Source organism: Pseudoalteromonas sp. PAST1, from assembly GCF_021532515.1.
GTDB classification, from domain to species: Bacteria; Pseudomonadota; Gammaproteobacteria; order Enterobacterales; family Alteromonadaceae; genus Pseudoalteromonas; species Pseudoalteromonas simplex.
Genome location: NZ_JAKGBH010000007.1, coordinates 110,669 through 136,657, shown reverse-complemented (window position 1 = coordinate 136,657; position 25,989 = coordinate 110,669). Strand labels below are relative to the sequence as shown.

At 41.4% G+C, this 25,989-nt stretch carries 26 protein-coding genes; 15 read left to right on the top strand and 11 right to left on the bottom strand.

The features are described from left to right. Positions 1 to 45 precede the first annotated feature (45 nt). The gene (locus tag L1272_RS05345) at positions 46 to 783 is read left to right on the top strand and encodes a dienelactone hydrolase family protein (protein WP_235372913.1); all 738 of its coding nucleotides are present in this window, start codon (positions 46 to 48) and stop codon (positions 781 to 783) included. On the opposite strand, the gene L1272_RS05340 is transcribed toward L1272_RS05345, so the two are convergent. After that, a complete protein-coding gene (locus L1272_RS05340) occupies positions 780 to 1,691 on the bottom strand; it encodes a LysR family transcriptional regulator (RefSeq protein ID WP_235372912.1) in 912 nt (303 codons plus the stop codon). The genes L1272_RS05345 and L1272_RS05340 overlap by 4 nt on opposite strands. Before the next feature lie 134 nt (positions 1,692 to 1,825). Between L1272_RS05340 and L1272_RS05335 the strand changes: the two genes are divergently transcribed. Both L1272_RS05335 and L1272_RS05330 read left to right on the top strand, forming a co-directional pair. Then, positions 1,826 to 2,512 (top strand): type 1 glutamine amidotransferase domain-containing protein, encoded by a 687-nt coding sequence (locus L1272_RS05335; protein ID WP_187490557.1) that lies wholly within the window; start codon positions 1,826 to 1,828, stop codon positions 2,510 to 2,512. A gap of 112 nt (positions 2,513 to 2,624) precedes the next feature. After that, on the top strand, positions 2,625 to 3,215 hold the full coding sequence (locus L1272_RS05330; protein WP_187490558.1) for a rhomboid family intramembrane serine protease: 591 nt from the start codon (positions 2,625 to 2,627) through the stop codon (positions 3,213 to 3,215). 39 nt (positions 3,216 to 3,254) lie between these two features. Here L1272_RS05330 and L1272_RS05325 read toward each other — a convergent pair whose 3' ends face one another. Then, complete coding sequence (locus L1272_RS05325) at positions 3,255 to 4,274, bottom strand: endonuclease/exonuclease/phosphatase family protein (protein ID WP_235372911.1); 1,020 nt, start codon at positions 4,272 to 4,274, stop codon at positions 3,255 to 3,257. 8 nt (positions 4,275 to 4,282) lie between these two features. Then, the gene (locus tag L1272_RS05320; protein WP_054551805.1) at positions 4,283 to 4,657 is read right to left on the bottom strand and encodes an STAS/SEC14 domain-containing protein; all 375 of its coding nucleotides are present in this window, start codon (positions 4,655 to 4,657) and stop codon (positions 4,283 to 4,285) included. A 111-nt stretch (positions 4,658 to 4,768) separates the two neighbouring features. Here L1272_RS05320 and yghU point away from each other — a divergent pair, with 111 nt between their 5' ends. From yghU to L1272_RS05305, 3 genes are read left to right on the top strand one after another with little or no spacing between them, the layout of a single operon-like run. Then, positions 4,769 to 5,608, top strand: a complete 840-nt coding sequence (gene yghU, locus L1272_RS05315; protein WP_054551806.1) for a glutathione-dependent disulfide-bond oxidoreductase — start codon at positions 4,769 to 4,771, stop codon at positions 5,606 to 5,608. Positions 5,609 to 5,643: 35 nt separating this feature from the next. After that, complete coding sequence (locus L1272_RS05310; protein ID WP_054551807.1) at positions 5,644 to 6,942, top strand: MFS transporter; 1,299 nt, start codon at positions 5,644 to 5,646, stop codon at positions 6,940 to 6,942. A 58-nt stretch (positions 6,943 to 7,000) separates the two neighbouring features. Continuing rightward, the gene (locus L1272_RS05305) at positions 7,001 to 7,387 is read left to right on the top strand and encodes a hypothetical protein (RefSeq protein ID WP_054551808.1); all 387 of its coding nucleotides are present in this window, start codon (positions 7,001 to 7,003) and stop codon (positions 7,385 to 7,387) included. 59 nt (positions 7,388 to 7,446) lie between these two features. Here L1272_RS05305 and L1272_RS05300 read toward each other — a convergent pair whose 3' ends face one another. After that, entirely contained in the window at positions 7,447 to 9,369 is a 1,923-nt protein-coding gene (locus tag L1272_RS05300) for an alpha/beta hydrolase family protein (protein ID WP_138601398.1), read from the bottom strand. A 186-nt stretch (positions 9,370 to 9,555) separates the two neighbouring features. On the opposite strand from L1272_RS05300, the gene L1272_RS05295 reads away from it, so the two are divergent. After that, the gene (locus L1272_RS05295) at positions 9,556 to 10,155 is read left to right on the top strand and encodes an FMN-dependent NADH-azoreductase (RefSeq protein WP_235372910.1); all 600 of its coding nucleotides are present in this window, start codon (positions 9,556 to 9,558) and stop codon (positions 10,153 to 10,155) included. 43 nt (positions 10,156 to 10,198) lie between these two features. On the opposite strand, the gene L1272_RS05290 is transcribed toward L1272_RS05295, so the two are convergent. Both L1272_RS05290 and L1272_RS05285 read right to left on the bottom strand, forming a co-directional pair. After that, positions 10,199 to 10,666 (bottom strand): hypothetical protein, encoded by a 468-nt coding sequence (locus tag L1272_RS05290; RefSeq protein WP_235372909.1) that lies wholly within the window; start codon positions 10,664 to 10,666, stop codon positions 10,199 to 10,201. Beyond that, a complete protein-coding gene (locus tag L1272_RS05285; RefSeq protein ID WP_054551812.1) occupies positions 10,663 to 10,950 on the bottom strand; it encodes an EF-hand domain-containing protein in 288 nt (95 codons plus the stop codon). The genes L1272_RS05290 and L1272_RS05285 overlap by 4 nt, the downstream gene beginning before the upstream one ends. A 169-nt stretch (positions 10,951 to 11,119) precedes the next feature. On the opposite strand from L1272_RS05285, the gene L1272_RS05280 reads away from it, so the two are divergent. The 4 genes from L1272_RS05280 to L1272_RS05265 all read left to right on the top strand — a co-directional run bounded on the left by L1272_RS05280 (position 11,120) and on the right by L1272_RS05265 (position 14,194). Further along, entirely contained in the window at positions 11,120 to 12,616 is a 1,497-nt protein-coding gene (locus tag L1272_RS05280; RefSeq protein ID WP_138616891.1) for a cryptochrome/deoxyribodipyrimidine photo-lyase family protein, read from the top strand. Then, the gene (locus tag L1272_RS05275; RefSeq protein ID WP_082389187.1) at positions 12,606 to 12,758 is read left to right on the top strand and encodes a DUF2256 domain-containing protein; all 153 of its coding nucleotides are present in this window, start codon (positions 12,606 to 12,608) and stop codon (positions 12,756 to 12,758) included. The genes L1272_RS05280 and L1272_RS05275 overlap by 11 nt, the downstream gene beginning before the upstream one ends. 89 nt (positions 12,759 to 12,847) lie before the next feature. Beyond that, positions 12,848 to 13,276: an OsmC family protein gene (locus tag L1272_RS05270; protein WP_235372908.1), complete on the top strand. Its 429-nt coding sequence runs from the start codon at positions 12,848 to 12,850 to the stop codon at positions 13,274 to 13,276. 126 nt (positions 13,277 to 13,402) lie between these two features. Continuing rightward, positions 13,403 to 14,194 (top strand): putative porin, encoded by a 792-nt coding sequence (locus L1272_RS05265; protein WP_152967109.1) that lies wholly within the window; start codon positions 13,403 to 13,405, stop codon positions 14,192 to 14,194. Between the two features lie 65 nt (positions 14,195 to 14,259). Here L1272_RS05265 and L1272_RS05260 read toward each other — a convergent pair whose 3' ends face one another. Then, the gene (locus tag L1272_RS05260; protein ID WP_235372907.1) at positions 14,260 to 15,750 is read right to left on the bottom strand and encodes a dipeptidase; all 1,491 of its coding nucleotides are present in this window, start codon (positions 15,748 to 15,750) and stop codon (positions 14,260 to 14,262) included. 156 nt (positions 15,751 to 15,906) lie between these two features. Between L1272_RS05260 and L1272_RS05255 the strand changes: the two genes are divergently transcribed. After that, positions 15,907 to 16,053, top strand: coding sequence for a DUF2986 domain-containing protein (locus L1272_RS05255; RefSeq protein ID WP_082389188.1), 147 nt, complete (start codon positions 15,907 to 15,909; stop codon positions 16,051 to 16,053). Between the two features lie 785 nt (positions 16,054 to 16,838). On the opposite strand, the gene L1272_RS05250 is transcribed toward L1272_RS05255, so the two are convergent. Further along, a complete protein-coding gene (locus L1272_RS05250) occupies positions 16,839 to 18,971 on the bottom strand; it encodes a TonB-dependent receptor (RefSeq protein ID WP_235372906.1) in 2,133 nt (710 codons plus the stop codon). Positions 18,972 to 19,075: 104 nt separating this feature from the next. After that, complete coding sequence (locus L1272_RS05245; RefSeq protein WP_235372905.1) at positions 19,076 to 19,927, bottom strand: universal stress protein; 852 nt, start codon at positions 19,925 to 19,927, stop codon at positions 19,076 to 19,078. A gap of 267 nt (positions 19,928 to 20,194) precedes the next feature. On the opposite strand from L1272_RS05245, the gene L1272_RS05240 reads away from it, so the two are divergent. Further along, the gene (locus L1272_RS05240; RefSeq protein ID WP_235372904.1) at positions 20,195 to 21,385 is read left to right on the top strand and encodes an MFS transporter; all 1,191 of its coding nucleotides are present in this window, start codon (positions 20,195 to 20,197) and stop codon (positions 21,383 to 21,385) included. 53 nt (positions 21,386 to 21,438) lie between these two features. Here the strand turns inward: L1272_RS05240 and L1272_RS05235 are convergent, their stop codons facing one another. Next, the gene (locus L1272_RS05235) at positions 21,439 to 21,630 is read right to left on the bottom strand and encodes a helix-turn-helix transcriptional regulator (RefSeq protein WP_054551820.1); all 192 of its coding nucleotides are present in this window, start codon (positions 21,628 to 21,630) and stop codon (positions 21,439 to 21,441) included. Then, entirely contained in the window at positions 21,627 to 22,055 is a 429-nt protein-coding gene (locus tag L1272_RS05230) for a hypothetical protein (protein ID WP_194442725.1), read from the bottom strand. The genes L1272_RS05235 and L1272_RS05230 overlap by 4 nt, the downstream gene beginning before the upstream one ends. A gap of 226 nt (positions 22,056 to 22,281) precedes the next feature. Between L1272_RS05230 and L1272_RS05225 the strand changes: the two genes are divergently transcribed. After that, positions 22,282 to 25,536, top strand: a complete 3,255-nt coding sequence (locus L1272_RS05225) for an nSTAND1 domain-containing NTPase (RefSeq protein ID WP_235372903.1) — start codon at positions 22,282 to 22,284, stop codon at positions 25,534 to 25,536. 23 nt (positions 25,537 to 25,559) lie between these two features. Continuing rightward, complete coding sequence (locus L1272_RS05220) at positions 25,560 to 25,937, top strand: DP-EP family protein (protein ID WP_235372902.1); 378 nt, start codon at positions 25,560 to 25,562, stop codon at positions 25,935 to 25,937. Positions 25,938 to 25,989: the final 52 nt, after the last annotated feature.

The window sequence follows — 25,989 nt, the reverse complement described above, 5'->3', positions numbered from 1 at the left end:
GGGGCTGAGGTATTATTAGCTAAACCGTTTTTTACAAGGATAAACATGATTATTCAGCACCATAGCCACGACATAGCGACCAACACAGGTGAAATGCGCACCAGTATTTATCGCCCTGTAGAAGAAGGTAAATACCCGTGTATTATCTTCTACTCTGAGATTTTCCAAGAAACAGCACCAATTGCACGCTCTGCGGCAATACTTGCTGGTCATGGCTTTGTCGTGTTAGTGCCAGAAGTTTTTCATGAGTTAAATCCTATTGGGACAGTACTTGCCTATGATGATGCAGGTAAAGACAAAGGCAATGCCGACAAATGGGCAAAACCGCTTGAGAGCCATGACTCAGATACTGACGCCTTAATTGCATTTGCACGTCAGCAAGATTACTGCACAGGCAATGTAGGTGCCATGGGCGTATGTATTGGTGGTCACCTTGCATACCGTGCTGCATTAAACCCGAGTATCAAAGCCGCTTTTTGTTTATACGCGACAGATATACACAGCGATACTTTACCAGCACAAGCAGGTAATAACTCATTTGAGCGCATGGCAGATATTAAAGGTGAAATTCATTTTGTTTGGGGTAAACAAGACCCTCATGTACCAAAAGAAGGCCGCCTTAAAATTTACCAACAAGCGGTGGCAACAGGCATTAATTACCAGTGGCAAGAAGTGAACGCCCAACATGCGTTTATGCGCGACGAAGGCGACCGATACGATCCAGCCCTTGCCATCAGCATGTATCAACAAGCCGTTGCTTTATTTAATCGCACGCTTGTTTAAATCGTCATAGTGGCAACTTGATTAGTAAAATAATCCTTCAAGTAATCAAGTAAAACCCGCATTTTTTTACTTCCCGCCGCCCCTGGCGGGAATACGCCATAGAGTTCAATATCGGCAGTTTTGTAATCATCTAAGATTGTGCGTAACAATCCTGCTTTGATCCTTGGCAATGCATCATAAACTGGGATTTTAGCTAAGCCATGCCCAGCTTCTACAAAGGCAGTTCGTGCAGCAGCGTTATTGGTACTTATGCCACCACTAACTGCCACCTCAAAGCGGCGTTTCTCTTTTTCGAGCGTGACAACAGCACTACTTGGTTGATACACCACCCATGTATGCTCTGCTAAATCAGCAATGCTCTTTGGTATAGGGTATTTTGTAAAGTAATCGACTGAACCACATAAGCAAGTCGCCATACTTGCAAGTTTAGTGGCTTGTAAGTTTGAGCTTTCAAGGGCCACGCCTCTAATCGCTAAATCGTAGCCTTCTTTGATGATATCAACCACATCATCACTAAGCTGTAAATCAAGATCAATTTTCGGATACAAACGCTTAAACTGAGCAAGTGCCGGTACCACAAGTTGCAAGCCTACATTCACCGGGCAACTCAATTTAATAACCCCAACCGGTTCACTCTTTAAGTTCTCAAGGTGTAAGTTAGCAGCCTCAGCGTGCTCGGTGATAGCCTGACAACGTTCATAATAAGCCATACCTGCTTCGGTGAGGGTCATGGTACGCGTTGAGCGGTTAAGTAACGTGAGCTTTAATTGCTGTTCTAATTTCTTTAAGTGATAACTAACTACAGCCCTTGATAGACCAAGTTGTTGAGCCGCTTTAGTTAAGCTGCCTTGCCGCACAATGTGGGCAAATACCACCATACTTTTTAGCTGCTCAAACGATACTTTCATACAAACTCCTAACCGAACCTGAATCATTGTATCAATTATTAATCCAATGAAGTCAAATTTATCTGCGTTGTTTAACTCTATTTTCACCCCTATAGTGTTATCGACGATGTTTAATACACAAAAAGGGATTCACTATGTCAGCTAAGAAAATTTTAATGGTACTTACTTCACACGATCAGCTTGGCGATACAGGCCATAAAACGGGTTTTTGGGTCGAAGAATTTGCAGCACCCTACTACGCCTTTATTGATGCTGGTGTAGAGGTAACTTTAGCCTCTGTTAAAGGTGGCCAACCTCCGGTTGATCCAAACAGTGCAGCCCCTGATGCGGCAACCGATGCCACAAAACGTTTTGAGCAAGACAGCGCAGCAAAAACTTTAATGGCTAATACTAAACCTCTTGCTGAAGTTAAAGCCGATGATTTTGATGCGGTATTTTACCCAGGTGGCCATGGTCCGTTATGGGATTTAGTTGATAACCAAGATTCGATTAGCTTAATTGAGCAATTTCTTAACTCAGATAAGCCAGTCGGTGCAGTATGTCACGCCAGTGCCGTATTACTGAATGCGAAAAATGCCGCTGGTAAATCTGTGGTATTTGATAAAAAAGTAACAGGCTTTAGTAATTCAGAAGAAGATGCCGTACAGCTTACCAATGTTGTGCCATTACTTGTTGAAGATGAGTTAATCAAACAAGGTGGTCAGTATCAAAAAACTGATGACTGGGGCGAGCTTGCAATTGAAGATGGCCTACTAATTACAGGGCAAAACCCTGCAAGCTCTGAGCTTGCCGCGAAAAAACTACTGACCAAATTAGGTTAGACTAGGTCAACATGCCCTAGACCTTTAGTAAACACCTTGCATATCAAGGTGTTTACCTTCACTTTTAATAAGTTATACTCATTCGGTCACATTGATTTAAGAGCTTCTCATCATGACTGAAAAAAAAACTGTCAAAATTCCTCCTATCAGTAGTAAACGATTCGCAATTTTCGGCATTATGCTGGTGTGCTTGGTACTGCAAATAGTTAATTCCCTACCCGGCATAAATTTAAACGGTTTAGGTATATTACCAAGGCAGATGTCTGGTTTATCAGGGGTATTTTTTGCGCCATTTTTACATGGTGGCTGGGCACACCTTTTTAGTAACCTAGTGCCATTTGCTATTCTCGGCTGGCTAGTTTGCCAATTTAGCGTTAAACGCTTTTGGCTGGTGTTTGCCGGTACTGCGCTCATTGGTGGATTACTAGTATGGCTATTTGGCCGCAGCAATATTCATGTAGGACTAAGTGGTGTTATCTACGGTTTATGGGGCTATTTAATTAGCTACGGCATTATGCACCGCTCATTCAAAGCCATTTTAATCAGTATTGCGGTTGTTGTGTTATACAGCGGCCTGATTTGGGGTGTTTTTCCGCAGCGCGTTCATATTTCATTCGAAAGCCATTTATTCGGCGCAATCAGCGGCGCATTTATCGGTTATATTATGGCAAAACGTGATAAACAAAAGAGCCCTAAGCTTTAAACTGAAAGCTGAAAGCTGAAAGCTGAAAGCTATAAGCTTCTAGTCTCTTAACTTCATTGTCACCATCACAACGCCATGGTCGGTACTTTGATCATCATAGGCAAACTGTGGGTTGATTAAGTGCTGATCATAGGTGTGATAATCAACTACCTCGAAAAAGCTGCTCTGAAACCCGGCATCAAACTCACGGGATAACAAAATATAATCAAATACTGAGCTGCTACTACCAAAATAGTGGGTGGCTTCTCTGTCGTTCTCGGTGACAACATGTCGCTGATAGAGTTGCCAACTATCTTGTAGTTTAAACTCTGAACGAGATGGGCTATTTGGGCTATGACCGCTAAAACGAAGGTGGTCAGCGATTAAATGGTTAAGCACACCATCGTGTAACTCATTATTAAAGTCCCCCATCACAATCACAGGGTTATTGGTGTGCGCTCTGCGCTTAATAATTTCAACGAGTAACAGCGCTGCTTCACTGCCACGCTGCATACTTGATGCCCAGCGCCCAAGGGCTTGCGATTTTAACTGCATAACTAAGTTTTGCTGTTCGCTGTGGCTTTCATCATCTTGGTGATGGAGCATGCTGCGCTTAGATTTAAAGTGCACTACATAGCAATCGACATGTCCTAAGTGAGGTACTTCAAGTGTTGCGCGAATAATACTGCGGCTAAAGTTAAAATTATCGCTCAAGCCCATCGCTAAAATATCATCTTGCTCTGCCTCAACCTGACTGACAGCAACAATTTTAAAGCGTGAGGCAATGGCCACAACCGAATCGCGATAAATAAAGTCATCAATCACCGTTGGCTCATCAACGACTGCAAAATAAGGGTAACCCTCTGCGTTAACTTGATGTTTTAGTTCATTGATACTGAACACTTCTTGAAAGCCAATAATATCTGGCTGCTGATTTTTAAGGTAATCGGCCAACCAGCGCTGCTTTTTGGCCCATTGCTCAGCGCTATAAATGCGCTGAAAATCATAAAAGGCGTCAGGTGGCGCTAAATAATTATATAAATTAAATGTCGCCACCTTTAATTGGCTGTTTTCTATCACTTAATTCCTTATTCGTGTAACCACTCAGAGGCAATAATCGGGTCTTCAAAGTATTTCACTTCGCCACTGATAAACCAGTTACCCACTTTGCTTGCCACTTGTTGCCAGTGTTTGTTACCAACTACTGCTATACGGCAAAACTCTTTGTTGTGTTTAAGGCCTAGCTTAAAATCATCCCACGCGGCTTGTAACTCCCAGCCTTCTAGTTCAGTAATATCAACATAGGCTCTTATTTTTGCACTCGGAACTGCCGCTACAGCATTATCTATAAGCGGAGTGAGAGTTTTATAATCCTCGTGGGTAAGCTTCCCAACAATTTTCATTGTGAGATAAAAAGTCGTGCCAGTGCGCTCAAGGCCAATGGCTAAACCATGCTTTTTCATGTCATCCTCCTTGTTATTCATAATTAATAACTGTACTTCCCTTGCTCTATCTGATCAACTAGGATGGTAGTCTCGTAATGACATTCATTAAAGCACAATTTAGGAGTTTCAATGAGTAATACCGACAGTTATACGCCACCTAAAGTGTGGCAATGGGATGCAGAAAACGGTGGTGAATGGGCGAAGACAAATCGTCCGGTCTCAGGTGCAACCCACGAGCAAGACTTGCCCGTTGGTAAACATGACCTACAACTCTACTCGCTTGCGACACCAAACGGCCAAAAAGTCACTATCATGCTCGAAGAGCTATTAGAGCTTGGTATTGATGAAGCCGACTACGATGCATTTTTAATTAAAATTGGCGATGGTGACCAATTTTCTTCAGGGTTTGTCAGTGTTAACCCTAATTCAAAAATCCCAGCCTTAATGGATCACAGTACCACACCCGTTACTCGCGTGTTCGAGTCAGGTGCAATTTTACAATACCTGGCAGAAAAGTTTGATGCGCTGATCCCAAGCGATCACGCCAGTAAAACAGAATGTCGTAATTGGCTGTTTTGGCAAATGGGCTCTGCCCCCTACTTAGGCGGAGGCTTCGGTCACTTTTATAGTTATGCACCATTTAAAATGCAGTACCCAATTGATCGCTTCACCATGGAAGTAAAACGCCAGCTAGACGTATTAAACCGTCATTTAAGCGACCATGACTATATGGCTGGTAGCGAATATTCAATTGCCGATATCGCTATTTGGCCTTGGTATGGCAGCTTGGTACTTGGCAATTTATACGATGCGGCAGAGTTCTTAGATGTTGAGTCATACAGCCATGTGATGCGCTGGGCAAAACAAATTGAGCGCCGCCCTGCTGTAAAACGAGGTCGTAGAGTCAATAGAACTTGGGGTGATGAAGCTGAGCAATTAGCAGAGCGCCACTCTAAGGAAGATTTTTAAGGGCTTAACGGCCCTTTTTCATAAAAATAAACAGTATGAAAAAGCTCAGTAAAGAAGATATCTATCAACGTCTTAGCAATACCGAAGATGCCCGTGCCTGTAAAGCGATTGATGAAGCTGCTTGTAAAGTGGTACCCGGCAATTTTATTACTTTATTAGTGAGCCAACTATTTAGTAAGTTTGCAGATGCCCTGCTAAACCCTAAAGTGACTCTGCCTTGGCTACTGCAAAGCATTAATGTACCAAGTAGTTTTATTGCTTGGCTTGTGCCTATTCGTGAGTCAGGCTCAATGTTGCCACAACTGGCCATCGCCAGTGCTATTCGTAGGCTCCCAGTTAGAAAGTGGGTTTGGGTGATTGGCGCCATAGTGCAAGCTTTGTGTATTGTAGGCATGCTTATTTGTGCTTTAACACTTCAAGGTGCAACAGCAGGTTTTGCTATCATCGCGATTTTGATTATCTTTAGCCTTGCTCGTGGCTTTAATTCCATTGCTGCAAAAGATGTATTAGGCAAGGTCATACCTAAACAACAACGAGGCAGTATTAGCGGTCTTGCTGCGAGTTTTGCCGGATTTGCAACGCTCACATTTGGTCTTGGTTTATGGTATCTACAAAGCCTTGGCTATGAAAATGGGGTGTATGTTGCTTTAATGCTGGCCGCTTTAATGTGGCTGTTTGCAGCGCTCAGTTATAGCCGCATTCAAGAATACAAGGGCGCAACCGAGGGCGCTGAAAACGGCTTTTTGCATGCTTTATCAAAATTAAAACTGCTTTACCAAGATAAACAATTTGCCCACTTTATTATCACCCGTGCGTTGTTGCTATGTTCTGCTTTGAGCGCCCCGTTCTATATCGTTCTTGCTAGTGAACAGGCTTTCGACTTTTCACTACTTGCTACGTTTATGGCGCTTTCTGGGCTTGCCAGCTTAGTCTCTGCGCCTATCTGGGGTCGACTAAGTGACTTATCGAGCCGCAAGGTATTAGTGTTTGCTGCAATGCTCGTCACCCTCAACGGTTTCGCCGTTTATTTAGTTGCTTATCTAAGCCCACAAACGCTCAATGAGTTTTGGCTATTACCGCTCTGTTATTTTTTACTCACCGTAGCTCATCAAGGGGTTCGCCTTGGTCGTAAAACCTACCTTGTTGATATGGCTGAAGGAAACAAGCGCACTGACTATGTCTCTGTTAGTAATACGGTGATCGGAGTTATATTATTACTGCTAGGTAGCGTCGGCTTACTAAATACCTACTTAACTACTGCTGAGTTAATTTTTTTCTACAGTATCTTAGGCTTACTTGGTGCAATTAGTGCGTGGTTTTTACCCGATGCCTAGACCCTCGGGTAAAAAAAGCGCATAATCGCGCTGATTTTATTTCCAAAAAGGACTTACTATGAAAAAGGCAGCGCTTGCACTTTTTACCCTACTTACACTTTCTGCTTGTAGCACCAGTGTGCCTATTCGTAACTTTGACGCAAACCCTGTACCGCAAATGGCGTCTGGCCAACATGACCTTGAAAGTATCAAAACCAATATTTTAAAAGCATGTATGAAACTAGGCTGGACGTGTCGTTCAAATGCCGAAGGTCAAATTTTAGGTAAACTTGATATTCGTAAACACCAATTACGCGTTGATATAACGTTTAACGAGCAAGAATACTCTATTGATTACAAAGATTCGATCAACCTTGATTACAATGGCAAAAAAATCCACCGCCAATATATCAATTGGGTCACCAACTTAATGCGCAATATTGATGCTGAATTAGCTTATAAATAAAATTGACACAGAATCAGGTATTAAAAAAGGCGACCTAGGTCGCCTTTTCTTTGCTAATTCTAGTTTTTCAAGTTCTTATCGAAGAACTCTAAAAACGCTTTCAACGTTTTAATTCTGTATGGCTGGTGCGATAAGTAATGATCGCCATCTTCAAGCTCAATGTAAGTAACATCTTTACCTTCGTCTTTAAGTTCATCATCCATTTCACGGCTATGATAAACAGGCACTACATTATCATCAGAGCCATGAACCAATAGCACCGGACGATTAATTTGCTTTGCAAAATTAACAGGCGACACTTTTTCTAGTTTATCGCCATCAGTTCCAAATTGCTTACGCACAATTTCTTTATTAGTGAAATAACGCGCTTTACTAACAATACGCTCAAGATCAGTAACGCCAGCAAAGCTTGCTGCACATTTGAATGTTTCTGGGTGTTTAACCACCGCCATTAATGCAGCATAACCACCATAACTTGCCCCGCCAATACAGATTTTATCTTTATTAGCGATACCTTCCTCAACAAGCCAATTCGCCGCATCTTGCAAGTCATCTTGCATTTCTTTACCAAAACCTTGAACTGCAGCCATCTCAAATTCATGGCCATAGCCACTAGAACCACGGAAGTTTGGTTGCAGTACTGCATAACCATTATAAGCAAGTAATGCAGTCCAATAGTCAAAACCAGCGTAATCACGAGCCATAGGGCCACCATGCGGGAACACAATAGTGGGTAGTTTATCGCCTTCTTTGTAACCCACAGGTAAAGTTAAATACCCTTCAATAGTTAAACCATCACGGGCTTTATAACTGATTTTCTTTTTACCGCTGTAAACTGTTTCATTTACATCTGGGAATGCGCTTGCAAATACCGTTAGCTCACTGGTATCGCGATTCCCAATCATGTAAGTTCCAGCACTATCATCACTTGTTAAATAAAGCACATATTGGCGCTGATCTTTACTGGTATCAATGATATCTATGTCAAATTTATCTTTTGGTAAAACAGCGCGTAAACCTGTATAGAGCTTATTTAAATCTTCATTCCAGTAACGGATCCCTTCATCTAATTGAGAGTGTGTAAAGCCTGCTACTTCACCTGTAAGTGGTGAGTAGAAAATATGACCGTCGAAGTCATAATTATCATCGCTGAACACTAACTCTTTTTTCATGGTCGTTAGGTCCATTTTATAAAGCGCATCATAGCCATCTTTAAGAGCTTTGAAATAAAGAATATTAGGGTCTTTATCGAAGCCCAAAACAGTCACTACATCAGGGGTAAATGCTTTATATTTAAATAACGTTTTACGGTTATCTCTATCTTCATCGTAAAGAATATATTCGAATTCGTCTTCATCCATTTTAAGGGCAATACGCACATTACCTTGGCGGTCTGCTGTCCAATCAATCACTTTACTGCGTGAGCGCTGAATTTTTTTCTTACGAAGTGTACTTAAATTAAGTTCATACACGCCAGGGGCATTGGCAACATCAAAGTCACCTTGAACTAAAATTTTATCTTTTTGATCGGGTAAAAAGCTGATGACCTGATCACCAAATTGCGGTTGGCGTTCATTACGATTAAAGTTAGGCTTTATAGCCAGTTTCGCTTTTCCATCACCACCAATGTTATACGCATATAAACGCGTAGATGTATATTTAGGGCCGCCAAATTGACGTTGAATATAGCGTGCACCTAAAAGCAGTACCTCATCATTTGCCCATTCATACCAATCGAAGAAGATAGTGTGATTATCTGAACGAATAACAGCATCTGCTTCTTTAGTTTTGCGGTTATAAACCATTAAAACCAACTCACCATTCACATTTCGAATAAACGATATGTGTTCACCACTAGGCGAAAATTTTACTTGGCTAAAAGCGCGTAAAGAGGCGAATGATTCTACAGGGAGTTGCGTGTTTTCAGCAGCACGGGGCATTAAGCTCAGCACTGCAAAAAATGTAAGCAGTAAGTACTTCATAGTAAAGTCCATTTTTTTATTGTTCCGACAATATTAACATTAAATTACAAAAAAAGACTAACTCAAAAAAACTTAGGCATATCTTTCATTCGCTTAAAACGAACATAACACTCGATTAATAGCATTATTAATTTATTTTTTGATAATTATAATGGCTGCACTACTTCAGTTTTCTTAGGTGACATGATGAAAAAAGTACTTGTGTTAAATTCATCTTTAAATGGTGAACAAGGTAATTCAACCAAACTTAGCCAACAATTTGTTGAGCAACTTGCTAACAACCAACAAATTTCAGTAACAACGCGCGATTTAAGCGACAATGCGATTGCTCACTTAACGCAGACAGAAATGGCTGTTTGGATGACTGATGCAAACGAGCGTAGCGATGAGCAAAAAGCACTTGCTGCAATTTCTGACGATTTAATTGCTGAACTTAACGATAACGAACTGATTGTTATTGGTATACCAATGTACAACTTTGGAATTCCATCAACATTCAAAGCTTGGATTGATCGTATTGCTCGTGCTGGTATTACGTTTAAATACACTGAGCAAGGCCCTGTAGGTTTAATTGCAAACAAGAAAGTGGTGGTACTTGCAGCACGTGGTGGTTTGTATCAAGGCACTGACATGGATACACAAACTAAATACTTAAAAGATGTACTTGGTTTTGTGGGTATGACTGACGTTGATTTTATTTATGCCGAAGGTCTTGCGATGCCGGGTGCAGAGCAAAGCTTAGAAGCAGCACAAAACGAAATAAAGACTTTTGCTGCAGCACTGTAATTAGCAGAGCATAAAAAAGCGGTCATCATGACCGCTTTGTGATTTACGCTGTGACCGATAACAGCGATTCACCTTCAGATAAACCAAACTTTTCTTGCACAGAGGCTAGAATCGCTTCTTTATCTTCTTCTCCCAGTTGATCAGAATATTGCGCTAACAACTCATCTAAATAACTGACAACTTCTTCAGTATCAACCTGCTCAAGTGAGTTACCACTAGGCGGAGGTGGTGGCGGACCAGGAGGACGCTCACCTTCAGGACGACCTAATTCACCGACTTCAGCGGCATCAAAGCCTGCTTCAGCCATAATTGTTTCCATTTCTTGACCTGGTTGAATACCCGCATCTTTAAATGTTTGCATAATAGATTGTGCATCTTCTGCAGTTAAGTTTTCAGGATCAAACTGAGCTAAAGTTTCATTCATTAACTCTGTCTGTTCACTGGTTAACGGCTCTGCTTGCGGTCGTTGCATGGGCTGAAAATTCGCACCCGATGAGACACTGTTGATCATCGTTGATTTTCCTTACGTTTTGGTGGTTTATGGTTGTTGAACTCGTCTTCAGTTACTTCACCATTTTGATCAGTATCCATGTCATTAAAAATGGTTTGCAGCATATCTTCTGGCATAGGCTGTTCACTAAACTCAGTAAAATCAATCACCCCATTGCCATCAATATCAATCGTCGTAAAGTCAGGTCGCTGGGGTGGACCGCCTTGATGATCGCGAGCAAAGCAAGCGGGCGCTGTGACTAACAACGAAATAGCTAAAACAGAAAGTGCAGATAAATGCTTCATAGCGAACCTCTTATGTCATTCAATTGACCATAAGCATAATCTGAATATCATTCAAAAGTGTGTGGGCAATATGCTACAAATGTGGAAACTTTGTGGATCGTTGTAGCAATTAATCGAAGTTGTAACTTGTTACGTATTAAGAGCAAAACACTTTTTCAACTCCACGTTTATGGCAGACTCAAAAAAACAAAAAGTAAATCTTGTTTGGTTCAAACGTGACCTAAGACTGTCTGATCATCAACCACTTGCCAGTGCGATTGCATCAGACCTGCCTTGCTTACTCATTTATAATTTTGAGCCTCTATTACTCGACGACCCCCATTACAGCTTAAGGCACTGGCGTTTTGTTGCTCAGTCACTAAAAGACATCAACCAACAACTTGAAAAATACAACGCTGAAATCGCCATTTATAATCAAGAAATGATTACCTTGTTAGAAACCCTCAGTGAAGATTTTGATATTGCAGGGGTTTATAGTCATCAAGAAATAGGCCTAAACAATACATTTGAGCGAGATAAACAGGTCACACGCTGGCTAAACAGTAAAGCAATTCCATGGCACGAAACGCCACTTGGAGGTGTAAAACGAGCGCGGCCAAAACAGTTTGATTGGCAAGCACATTGGCATGGCGTGATGAACCAACGTCTTGTAACGCCAAATTGGCAAGCCTTTAATGCAGTGCTGCCTCATAATTACCAAGCCGCGACCTGTGTTAATGATTTTCTAAAGCACGACCCGCAGTTTCAATATGGTGGCCCTCATGCAGCTAGAGCTTGCCTACAGAGCTTTGTAGAAGAGCGTGCAAAAAACTACCAAAGTGGCATCTCAAGTCCTTCCAAAAGTAGAGGTTCATGCTCTAGGCTTTCGCCTTACTTAGCTTTTGGCAACCTAAGCCTCAGACAAGTTTATCAAACCCTAAAATACTATTTAGTAAAGCAGCCTTTAAGCTGGCGTCGCTCATTACATGCTTTTGAATCTAGGCTTCATTGGCATTGCCATTTTATGCAAAAGTTCGAAACTCAATGCAGCATGGAGTTTGCACCGCAAAACGCGGGCTACCTACACTACCCCTATCGCGATGATGAACTCGTTGCAGAGCACTTAAAGCGCTTTGAGCAAGGTCAAACAGGTATTCCTATTATTGATGCGTGCATGCGCTGCCTCGCAGCAACGGGTTACATTAATTTTCGAATGCGCGCTATGCTAGTCAGCTTTATGACTCATCATATGAACATTCATTGGCAATCAGTCAGCTTTATTTTATCGCGTTATTTTTTAGATTTTGAGCCGGGTATTCACTACCCACAAATCCAAATGCAAGCATCGGTCACAGGAACTAACACCATTCGTTTGTATAACCCAATAAAGCAATCTGAAGACAAAGACCCAGATGGTATATTTATAAAAACATGGTGCCCTGAGCTTAAAAACTTACCCAAAGAAGATCTCCACCAGCCATGGCAACAACCGCCAATGGAAGCCTTGTTTAATAATTTTAAACAAGGCGAAGACTACCCAGAGCCCATGGTCGATATTGAACACGCAGCCAAACAAGCACGTGAGCGGTTATGGTCATTTCGAGAACGTGATGACGTAAAACGTGGCACAAAAGCCGTACTGCATAAGCATGTGATAAGCCTTAAAAGACAACGCCATGGCTCATAAAAAGCTGAATTTACCCAGCAAAACCTGCCCCGTTTGCGACAGGCCATTTATGTGGCGTAAAAAATGGCAACGTGATTGGCAGCATGTTAAATACTGCTCAGAACGTTGCAAGCGTGAGGCAAAAAGAAATATTGGCGTTTAAGTTGCACTTATATCGTGAACTCACCGTTTTCGGCACAAAACCCTGAAAGCCTTTCACGGTCGTCGAAAAAATTTACAAAGGAGATGACGATGACAATTAAAAAATCTGCACATACGAGTTGGTCTGGTGATATTAAATCTGGCAAAGGCTATATTTCTAGTCAAAGTGGCGCGCTTGAGAAACAGCCATTTGGCTTTAACACTCGCTTTGAAGATAAGCCAGGTACTAACCCTGAAGAACTGGTTGCAGCGGCACACAGTAGCTGTTTTAGCATGGCGCTATCGCTGGCACTAACTGAAGCAGGCTTTGTCGCTGACGACATAACGACCAAAGCAACAGTGAGCCTTGATGAGGTTGATGACGGCTTCGAAGTGAGCCACATTGCACTTGATGTCAGCGCAAAGATAAAAGAAATCTCACTCGAAAAGTTTGAGCAACTTTGTGAGAAAACCAAGCAAGGCTGCCCTATTTCTAAACTGATGAATGCCGAAATATCACTCACCACAACGCTTAATTAATCTCTGTAGGCCAAGCAGTGCTTGGCCTTTTCACAAACTAACAGACCCACAACACTTTATTACATTCTTTTTACCGCCTCGTTGTATTATCTTTATGAAGCAAAACCAAATACAACAAGGATATGTATGATTAAAAAATTAGCCCCGATCGCTCTTGCAACACTTGCTTATTCAAACTGCTCAATCGCCACAGAACAACAAGTAAGTAAACAATGGTTCAACAGTATCGAATACACTCATATTAATAATGACTATTATGACTTTGATGGCTATCAATTAGTAAGCCATTACTACTTTGAAGAGCAGCAAAGCTCGGGGGTGCTCGATGATTATGGTTACCTAGATACAGATACAAACTTTCGAGTGAATTACTCAGGAGGAGACTATTACAACGATATTGGTTTATCAGGCGAGTATTTTTTTAACAACTGGTTTGCTGTAGCTGATATGAGGGACGTGAGGGATTTAGACAATTACACGCTAGGACTTGGCTACTTATTTGCCGATGCCTTAAAAGTCTCTGTAAATAGGGATGTGCGTAGCTATGGTGATGATTATTTCCGCTTGAAAGCGCAGTATAACCTCCAAATCAACGATAAGGATTACCTTGGTTTTAGCGCAGAAACAGATGATGAACTCGACGTTTGGAATGTCTCTGCCAGATACTTTAATCATTTAAGCGGTAGCCATTACATTACCGTCGATGTTGGCCATCAAGACAGCCTTTATAATTCAGCAAGCAATGCCATGATCAGCTACTACTTCGGCGATCACTATGCCATAGGTGCAGGGTTGGATGATTCTGAACTCGTTTTACAAGGTAAGTACTTTATTAATGATAAATACTATTTAACCGCGAATTACACTGAAAGCGGCTCTGCTGAACTTTATAACCTTAAGTTTGTTGCCCAATTCTAAATAGGAATGAGTCACCAGTTTTAAACAAGAACGCCGCTATAAAGCGGCGTTTTCAGTTTATAGAATTACATATTACCTAGCTTCATAATCATTGCAGTATACATTTTTAAGTTCAGTGCTAACTGCTCTTCAGTAATAAACTCATGCTCTGAGTGACCTGTGTACTTTTTACCTGGCATTGATGGACCAAATGACACCGCATTATCAAACAGCTTAGCATTTGTGCCACCACCAATTGACACAAAGCCCGCGTCCTTATCGCCGGTAAAGTGCTTAAAGATATCGAGTAATGCTTCTGCATGAGGCGCACCATCTAACAGCATTGGCGTACCAATAATAACTTTAGTGTCTTTTAACGTAGCACCATTAGTGGTTTGCCAAGCACTAAGTGCTTCATTAATTTGCTGCTTAAGCACCGCTTCTTGTTTACCTACCGGACGACGCATATTAATCGACAGTTTAATGTCGTTACCGTCGCGGCTTAATAAGGTAGGCGAAACAGTCATCGGGCCCATAAAGTCATGCTTGTAACCAATTTCACCGAATTGCGCGCCGTATAAATCAAGGCCAATTAGTTGATTGATAAACTCAATGGCTTGACCATCACTATTGTTTTCAAGATCAATACCTTTAAAGATTTCTGCAAGATGCGCGATGGCATTTTCACCCGCTTCTGGCTCAGAAGAATGCGCTGAAATCCCCTTCACTTGGACTAACAAGCCATTTGTTTGCTCAGTCATCGCCACTTTGACGTTTTTAAGCTGAGCAACATTGTCGTGTAATTTAGCCACAGTTGCCGCATCAGCGTTATGCACTAACACGCTGGCATCTTCAGGGATTTGGCTAACAAAGGCGCCACCTTTTAAATCACTGACATATAAGCCTGTTTGTGCTGAGGTCGCAGAGAAAGTCGGCGCAATTAAGCTCCAGCCTTTTTCTGCAACAACCACAGGGTATGAAGCATCAATAGTGACAGCATATTTTGGTTGCTGATAGGTTTTCATGAACTCTTCGAGTGGTGCCCAGTCAGACTCTTCTGCAAGGTAAACCATTAATTCAATACGGTTATTTAAAGTAATACCCTTGTCTTTAATCGCCTTCATTGCATGCAGTGCAGTCGCAATTGCGCCTTTATCATCTTCTGTACCACGAGCAATTAGCTTTCCTGGCTCAGAGGTTTTATCCATTTTAAAAGGACTTTGCTGCCATTTACTGGCATCTGCAGGTTGCACATCACCATGGGTTACTATGGTTACTTTGTCAGCTTGGTTACCCATGCCAATTAACACTGTGTAGCCTAAATCTTGATAATCAAAACCAAACTGCGCCGCTTTCATTTTTAAGAACGACTTAAAGCCAATGAAATCTGGGTTATCTGGAGTCGCTAGACCTTCTTTATTTACCGTTGGATACGAAACTAAATTCTCTAAGGTATGAATTTGCGCTTGTTGATATTGCTCTACCGCGTAGTTAGCCAGCTTTTCACTTTGCTCAGACACAGCAGCCTGACTAGAGAAAGCACTTAATAAAAATGCAGCAAGTAATGAATGTTTCAAGATAAGCTCCAGAGTTTAAGAAGGTTTTTAGAAAGTCGCCTTGATTGTAACGCTTATAACGCCGACATAACATCTCTAATTCAAGCAAAATAGATCGCTTAAAAATACCAACAAGGTACAATAGCCACTCACCCTATTAATTCGTTTGTTAGACTCATGAACCGCAGAAAAAAGATCTTCACTAAACTTAAGCAAAAAGATAAGCGTGCCAATGCAAAATTGCATAAAAGCAATAAACCGGCCTACATCTCAAAGGCAGAACGCGAAAAATTAGCACAGCAAGAAGCTGAGCAGGAAAATTAAAATACCTAGCGGTCAGGGGTAAAATTGTAGGCGCGATTTTATATCGCGCAACACTTCTATGATTCACAAAGAGGATAAGAGACGCTTCGCTTTAGAGAAAAACAAAAAAAGTTTTAATATTACTTCCTCATTTTCTTCTCATTAGTTTCTCTTTGTGCAATTTGTTTTAACGCGAAATAAATTTCACGTCTACGGCAAAGACATTTTTTCACAAAGAGGATTAGAGACGCTGCGCTTTAGAGAAAACAACAAGTAATCCAGTGTTTTCCCTCATTACCTTCTCATTCTTTTCTCTTTGTGCAATTTGTTTTAACGCGAAATAAATTTCACGCCTACGACAAAGACATTTATTTTCACAAAGAGGATAAGAGGCGCTGCGCTTTAGAGAATACAACAAGCAATCCAGTGTTTTACCTCATTGTCTTCTCATTCTTTTCTCTTTGTGCAATTTTTTTAACGCGAAATAAATTTCACGCCTACGTCAAAGACATTTATTTTCACAAAGAGGATAAGAGACGCTGCGCTTTAGAGGAAAACAACAAGTAATCTATTGTTTTACCTCATTGTCTTCTCATTCTTTTCTCTTTGTGCAATATGTTTTAACGCGAAATAAATTTCACGCCTACGACAGCTTATGTCACATTTATATCGGACACGTGATCTGACTCGCTAACTTTACTCTCGTAACTAGAAACTCTGGTTTTAATCTGAAAGCTGACAGCTCTCTTCACTCTTTACCCTAGCAGCTTGCTAACTTTACTCTAGCAACTCGCTAACTCCCTAACCTAAAACCTATAACTCACACTGGCATTATACGAACGGCCTTGTCCGGCAAGTTGCTCAAAGCCATTGCTCATATCTTGCTTGTAATTAGCAATGCTTACACCGCCAAGTGGCTGTTGGTAATATTCATCAAGTAAGTTGGTAATTGCTAACTTAAAGGTTAAATTTTGCCACGTTTTCTGGCTTGAGATAGCCAGTAACTGATAACTGTCGGTTTGGTTTTCTAAACGGCGCTCATCAACATGAGTTTTACTATCAACCCATTGCCAGCTCAGTGCGTTTTGCCAGCCTTTGTATTCGTGCTCTAGGCTCAGCTCAGTGTGCAGTGGCATAGTTTGATATAAGTCTTCATTGCTATCATCACGCTCACCATGAGTACTGGTTAGTGAGCCTTTTAATTGCCATTTTCCTGCTTGCTTTGAGTTGTAAAGCTCTACCAAACCCGCCAGTTTTGCACCGTAAAGAGTGGCATCTAGGTTCGTAAAAGTAAGAATATTACGCTTGGTATGCGCCATGTCGGTGCGATTAAAGCTCTTAGTCACTTCAGCATCAATATAATCATTTACTTGCGTGTACCAAACATTTGCCGTTACTTGCCAGCTATCGTCTTTGGCAAGTTTGGTGTAGCTAGAGCTTAACGTATGAGCTGTTTCGGCGTCTAAATCTGGGTTACCAATATAACCATTACCATCACCAAACCAACCAATCATGGTGGTTGCCATCGTACCTACACCCCAGCTATAACGCTCATATAAATTAGGGGCGCGGTTTTTACGAGCTAAACCAAATTGCAGCTCATCGTTGTTCGATAATTGATAGCGAGCAAGTAAACTAATATCAACTAAGGTGTCGTCACGTTTACGGTCTAATTGGTTAAATTCCATCGCAGCTTGGGCGTCGGTTTTTGACATATCCATCATTGAGCCCATATTAGCCATACCGCTCATGCCACCTTCGTTATAAGCCTGCACTTCGCCAGTATCTGTGCTGACTTGCTCAACTCGAACACCTGCCGACACCCACCATGCTTGGTTTACTTGGTTTTGGTACTCCGCAAATGCCGCAAGGCGGTCACGTTTGCCATCGTTAATGTTTACGTATTCATTTGGGCCCATCATCATTGACCCTGTAACCGCTGGCCACCAATCATCAATTCGATAACCGTAATATTCTTGCCCTAGCATTAGTGATGACTGTTTTGATAAGTCAGTGCGCCAATGAACTTGGTAACTGTAATCTTGTGCATCGGTATTCATCGGCATCATGCCGGTTTTCTCATTACTGAAAAAACCCATTTCGTGTTTTACATCATGCGCATTCACTTGCACCTGCAAATCACCATTTTCAAGCTCACGTTGATACTGAGCAACGAAACCATAACTGGTGTTATCGGTCATATCCATGTATTGATTTGCAAAGCCTTGGTAAGGAATTTTTTGATGCGTCAGCTTAACCACAAGCTGTTGTTTCTCATTACGAATAGCGCCTGTTAAAGCATGATTTTGCACTCGATATAAGGTATCAAGTACACGCTCACCATGGCCATCATCATAGCTGTTAGCATCTTCAAAGCTGCCTTGGTAAGACAAGCTAAACTGTTTGCTCGCAAGGCTGGCACCTAGCGCGTATGCTTGGCTATCGTTAACGCTTTTGTACTGGGCGGTAACATAGCCTGTGCGCCAGTTCACTGAGTCTGTATCACTAAATTCAGGGGCAATCGTATTTACCCTAATAACACCGGCAATATTATCCCCGCCACTGCTTACTGGTGATACACCAGCAACGACACTGTAAGAGGCAATTTGGTTTGCCGACACATAAGAGAGTGGCGGGTTCATTTGGTTAGCACACGCTGCTGTAACATCAGCACCATCGACTAAAACTTTAACTCTATCGCCCATCATGCCGTTCATTACTGGCAAATTAGACACACCTCCGGCTGCTGAAAAATCAACACCTAAATCTTTCAGTAACGCATCTGCAGAGCCAACTAGTTGATGGTTATTTTGGGCATGACCTTGTACTTCTATCACTTCAATAGAATCATCAGCAAAGGCCGAAATACTTAAAACACAGCTAAGTGCTGCAGCAATTTTGGAAAATAAAAAACCAGGGCGAGAAGATTGCGTGTTCATAACTCTTTTAAAATCAAAGCAAATAATTAATGACGTCGATTATAAAACTCATTAATTAGTCTGAACACGTGACATATTGTCGCACCCTGTCACAGGTAAATAACTTAGCGCAACACCACTAAAGGAATACGGCTATCTTCAAGCATTTTTAAGGTCGTGCTGCCTAAAAAGAACTGCCGCCATTTAGAGTGACCAAATGCGCCCATCACCATTAAGTCAACGGCGTGGTCACTTTTATATCGCCACAGCGCTTGGTAAACATCGCCATCGAGCATACGCGCTCTCACATTAAAGCCGTTTTCAGCCAACCTTGCTGAGGCAGTATCGAGTTTGTCTTGGCTGTGACCGTCTTGTTTATCAACCATCACCAAGTGGCAATCTAAGCCGGATAAAATACCGCCTTTGATAATTTGTGTAATCGCTTTGTCGGTACTTTCGCTGCCATCATAAGCCAGCATAAAGTTTGTGGGCTCATGAAATTGCGGCGGCACAATCGCAACCGGGGTATGTACCTGACGGATCAGCGTTTCAATATGCGAGCCCAGTACTTTAAAATCATCGTAATGGCCTTTACCAGAGCGGCCAATAATCATCACACGGGCATTGTCTTCATGTTCAAGTAAAGCATCAACAAGACTCATTGAAAGCTGCTGTTGCTCAATCTCGTTTAAGCCTGCATGCTCGGCTTTTTTCATTGCTTCATCTAGCAATAATTGACCATGCTGCGACGCTACTTTGTTGCGCTCTTGCTCAAGTTTTGCCAATTGCTCTAACAATGAGGTTTGCGAACCTAAACCAATAATTGCGGTTAAATCATCACTGCCCTGCGGCAAAGGTGGCTCTAATGCATGCAGAAAATTAATTGGATGGCTGGAGCGCTTAGAAATCCAAATAGCCGCTTCTGTCACCGCATCGGTCATGCATGAACCGTCGATACAAGCAAATATCTTTTTCATTACACTCTCCTTCAAACCAATTTAATTAACCAAGTATAGTTGGCTTTTTCTCTGTATTTATTTTGAACAGCAAAGACTTAAGAAGTTCAGGTTATTTTCTTATAGCAAACTAATATAGAACGTTCCAAAAAGTACTGTATCAACCCCATTAATTTGTATTACAATAGCGCTGGGCACACATCTCTACTCCAGAACAAAGTATTTGTTACTGGCACTTTCAATTATCAAAAATCTATTTTGTTTTTAAATTTATTTTAAAGGAATTACATGACTAACGTAGCCAACTCCCAAGGCAACGCAAGCACGTTTACCATTCTGATAGTATTGGCTTTAGGCACATTCATTTTAGGCCTATCAGAATTTTCTATGATGCCAATGTTGCCCCTGATCAGCGAAACATTTTCGTCTACGCCAGCGCAAAGTGGTTATGCCATCAGCGCTTACGCGATAGGCGTCGTCGTCGGTGCACCGCTATTTATGATCACAACCGCCAACATGCGTAAGCGCAATGCACTGTTGATGTTTGTCAGTATGATGTTTTTATTCAATGGCTTAAGTGCTTTTGCAAACTCGCTTGAGCAACTTATTTTATTTCGCTTTTTAAGTGGTTTACCACACGGTGCCTACTTCGCCGCTGCTATTTTATTGGCTGCCGACATCGCCCCTGCCGATAAACGCGCAAGCTTTATGTCAAAAGTGTTTATGGGTTTAACCATTGCCACTATCGTTGGTGTGCCCATGGTCACCTTAGTGGGGCAAAACTTTAGCTGGCGTTATTGTTTGGCAGGCACCGCTGTACTTGCGTTAGTTGCCTTGGTATTGATTGTGAAATACGTACCTAACGTAAAAAATACCGCGCCAACATCGATTCTCGATGAGTTAAGTGTATTAAAGAACAAGCTCGTATGGACCATTCTAGGTATCATCATTATTGGTTTTGGTGGTGTATTTTGTGTTTACACTTACATTGCCGACACTATTTTAGAAGTCACCCATACCCCTGCTTACACTATCTCTATTGCTATGATCATGTTTGGTATTGGTTGTACTTTAGGTAACTATGTATTAGGTAAAGCAGCCGACCACTCACCGCTGAAAACCACAGGGGCTGCGCTAATTGGTGCTGTAGTATTTGCAGCCAGTTATGTAAGCGCAAGCCATAATATTTGGCTGTTATACGCGGTGATATTCTTTATTGGTTTTAGTGTTGGTTTAGGTACCGTGATCCAATCGCTATTAATGGATGTATCACCACAAGGGCATGCCATGATTGGTGCGCTGGTGCAGTGTGCGTTTAATACAGCTAATGCGATTGGCCCTTGGCTTGGCGGCATGGCTATTGCCGAAGGCGCACTCCCTAGTCAAACAGGCTATGTTTCGGCGGCATTATTCTTAGGTGGCTTTTTAATGTGGTCGTTAAGTGCGATGCAGATGAAAAAACAAAGCCTTCAGCCTTAAGCTGTCAGCTGTAAGTCTGATCGCTGAAGGCTGAAGGCTGAAGGCTATCAGACTTACTCATCCTGAAATATCTCTTCGATACTCAGGTTAAATAAACGCGCGGCTTTAAATGCTAATGGCAAACTTGGGTCAAATTTACCTTTTTCAATCGCATTAATGGTTTGCCTAGACACATCCAAAAGCTCTGCGAGTTTCGCTTGGGTGTAGTTGTGCTCAGCACGAAGCACTTTCAAGCGGTTTTTCATTCTTCGCCCTCGTCGTTTAACTGCTTATTCATCATTAAAAGACTCACTAAATAGGTTAAGCCCATAAAGAGCACGAGGTGTGAAATATCTTCTTTAAAACTAATTAAACCGCTTGATTGCACCACCGAGTAAGCTAAACCAAATACCAAGCTTGCACCCAAGGTAATGGCCATTGCATTAAGGTGCATACGCTGCTGCAGCTCATCCATTCCTTGTAGTTGTCGTTTGTTCGATAAAATCATCATGATGCCAACTACTACATTGATTAAGATTGCCACAACACTAAAAATAGCCTGCTCTTGCCATAAAAAATGCGGCCCAAATGAGGCAACTGCTAAAGTAATCACCCATGCAGATGTCCATTTAGCGAGGTTTAGCGTGTTCTGCTTATTACGTTGTTTAAAGGTTAATCCTGTTTGATTCATTATTCTCACCTTAAAAGTAAAGTAAACTTGACTAAAGATTAACCTAGCAACACAAAAAGTCAAATAAACTTTACAAAAAGTTTTATATACACGACATCAATATGATTTTTTAATGTCAGAAAAGGCAAGGCGCTTGCTGTTGATCTCATAATATTGTATTAATCAAAGAATTCCGTAATCGGTCCAATCGGACTGCGTTTCTAACAATAACAATGAAGATAACACTATGAATACGGCGCTGTTTTTCGTTGGCGAATGGCAAGTTACTCCGGCTACTAATTCAATCCGACGCGGTGAACAAACAAAGCATCTTGAACCCAAGGCGATGGATGTATTACTGCTGCTTTGCGAAAAACAAGGTGAGCTACTAACAAGTGAAGAAATTATCAGCCACTGCTGGCCAAATGTGGCGCTCGGTGACAACCCCCTACATAAAGTGATCACCCAATTACGTAAAGCCTTTGACGATAAAGCAAGCGATCCGCATTACATAGAAACCATTCGTAAACGCGGTTATCGGGTTATAGCCGAAATCAACTTTCCACTCAACGAAGAACAAAAAGCCAGCCAAACCAGTTGGCAAGGTGATTCGCCCTTTGTTGGCTTAAGTGCATTTGCACCAGAGCAAGCCGATGTGTTTTTTGGTCGTAACAAACAAATTGCCACTTTGCTACAGCGGGTATCGGCTCAAATAGAGTTTGGTCGCGCATTTTGCTTAATTTTGGGAGCCAGTGGTTCAGGTAAATCGTCGTTAGTTAACGCAGGTGTATTGCCCGCTTTAATGTCGAGTAATGGCTACGATGGCATTAGAGTACATAGTTACTGCCAACTCGACTTTGCCGATGTCAGCAAAGAGCGCTTACTGCTTGATTTAGCCTCAACCTTGCTCGATTTAGAAATAAACGACGCACCTGTACTTAGCGATATAAGCGCCGATGCGTTGGCTGAATTGTTATTAACAGATCCAGAACAGGTTATTTCCCGCTGTAAAGCAGCACTTGCAGCGCTAAATAAAGAGCGCACTACACCCTATTTATTTTTATTTATCGACCGGCTCGAAGTGCTATTGTCATCACCTTTATTTATCGATGACGAGCGCAACCAGCTGTTAGCACTTATTGAGCGCTTAGCAACAAGTGGCTGCATGATCATTTTTAGTGCCTGTCGTAATGACTTTTACCCGCAAGTAGTGAGTCAACCAAGTTTAATGGCAGGTAAAGCCAACGGCGCACACTTTGATTTATTAGCGCCAACTCGCTCTGAGCTTAAGCAAATGATCCGTTTGCCAGCACTTGCAGCAGGCTTAAGTTGGCAACATCACCCAGAGCATCACACACCGCTTGATGAACAACTTTGTAACGATACTGCCAATAACCCAGATGCATTGCCAATGCTGCAATACACCTTGCAACAGCTTTATTTACAGCGAAGCCCAGACAACGAATTATTGTTTTCTGAATACCAAGCGCTTGGCACCATCGAAGGAGCTATCGGCCAAAAAGCCGAACAGGTATTTTGCCAATTACCCAAAGACCAACAAACTGAACTTGCTGCGGTTCTTTCAAAACTGATCACCTTAAACCCAGATGGCGAAACACTCACCAGCCGTGCAGCACATTGGAGCGAATTAACCAGCCCAGCTGCGACCAAGCTTGTTCAGGCTATGGTCGACAGCCGCTTGTTTGTGTCACACCTTAAAAATGAGCAAGCATGCTTTAGCCTTGCCCACGAAGCCCTGCTACGCCATTGGCAACGCGCCATAGATTGGGTGCAAGAGCACCAACAAAGCTTAGCAATTCAAAGTCGTGTGCAACTAGCCACCGAGCGCTGGCTGCTTGAACAAAAACACAGCGACTTTTTATTAGCCCAAGGTAAACCGCTACAAGAAGCACAAAGCCTAGTTAAAAACCCTATGTTTAGCTTATCGAGTGACGAACAAGCGTTAATTAAGGCTTCTAACAATAAAGCCAAACGTAAAAAACGCGTGTTACAAATAACGGCAGCTGCACTTGTGTGCTTAACCTTTATTGCCACATTTATGAGCGTGCGCAGCTATCACGCCGAACAAGTAGCAAAACAAAAACGCCAAGAAGCTGAGAGTTTATTGGGTTTTATGGTTGGTGAATTTGCCGATAAACTCAGAAGCGTTGAACGTATGGATTTACTTGATGGTATTAGCAACAAAGCCCTTGAGTATTTTACAAATCAAGACGAAGAAACAGCGTCTTTGTTTGATTTTAGCGATACACAAGCCGAGTTTAATAACCGTTTTCAATACGCTCAAACCTTAGAGGCTATGGGCGAAGTGGCCTACTCGCGCGGCAAAACCGACGAAGCCTTCACAGCCTTTGAAAATGCGCGAACGCGCCTAGAATCTTTACTAAAAATTCAACCCAATAACCTAGATGTTTTAATGCTCGCAGGGGCTAATGCCTTCTGGCTTGGGCAATTAAACTTTGATAGCAGTGACTACAATGCCGCCGAGCCTTGGATAAAACGCTACCAAGAGTACAGTGAAAAAATGTACACATTAGCACCCAATGACTTTAACTCGATTGTAGAGCTATCTTATTCTTACAACTCCTTAGGTTCACTGTATTTAAAGCAATTTAACTACGCTCTCGCAAAACAGAGCTTTACAGAATCTTTAAAACTTAAAAACCAAGCACTTAAACTTAAGCCTAATAATAAAAATTTATTACGCGATAAAACAGACACCATTAGTTGGATTGCTACTACGGAAGAAAACCTAGGGAATTTAAGCGAAGCATTGCTCATGCTTGAGCAAGCTATTAATCAATTAGATTCTGTCCTAAAAATAAGACCTGATGATGCTAGCCTTCTTAATGATATTTTTAATATCTACATGCAACAAAGCTACCTTCTAAGTTATTTCCCGGACAAAAAAGATGCTTATCTGAAAGCTGAAAATGCAACAATCTCTATAAAAAAAGCACTCAGACAAGATCCTAATAACGTTAACTTCAAGCGTAAATATTATAGATCTCTTTCTTACCAACTAATGCTACTTGAAGATAACAAAACAAGTGACGAAGCTATTGAAGTAATTAATTACATTAATACCCTAACCTCTTCAAACCCAACCATAATTAACATTAGAATAAGTTTAATAAAATATTTTATAAATAGAAAAAATTACCAAAAAGCAAAGGAGTTACTAAATGAACTTGAAAACGACTCAGAATTTAAAGAAAGAATCAACAACACAAGAAAAATAGAAAACGAATCAATACTTATAAAGACATATTTAATAAAAGCAAAATTAGAAAAAGATCCTATTTCAAAAAGTGAATTTTGCAGAAAAGTTATAAGTACAACAGAAGAAAACAGTAGCGGTAGTAAAAGTATAAAAACAGTTTACCCTCTTATACAAGCTTATATCTGTTTAAATAAAGTAAGCGAGATAGAAAAAAATAAAAGTAAACTAATTGAGTTAGGCATTACTAACTTTGATCTATAAAAAACAACTAGAAGGTAATAACAATGAGCGAAAGTCAAACTTACAACTTTACAGTGAATGTTACACTTAACACTGAAAATGAAGCTGTATTTACATACTTCCAAAACGGTCAGCAAGTTTCTGGTGGCGGTACTGTCAACGAAAGAAACAGCCTCGGTATTTATACACTTGATAACGCAACAGTTGAAGCGGGCTTTCAGTTTACAGGTGCTAAATTTGCAAACCTTGAAGGTGATTGCGAGCAAGACTTTAGCTTTAAAGTCACTAATGATGGCCAAACAATTGAAATAGCCGATACTGATGAAAATAACGGTACTGCGTGTATGATTTTCATCGTTGAGTGCAATGGCACAAGCTATGAAAGTGCCGACCCGCAAATAAAAAATGAAGAAGAAAACTAAAAACCTCTTGTGAAAAGCTCCTTTTTAGGAGCTTTTTTACATTACAAAACAA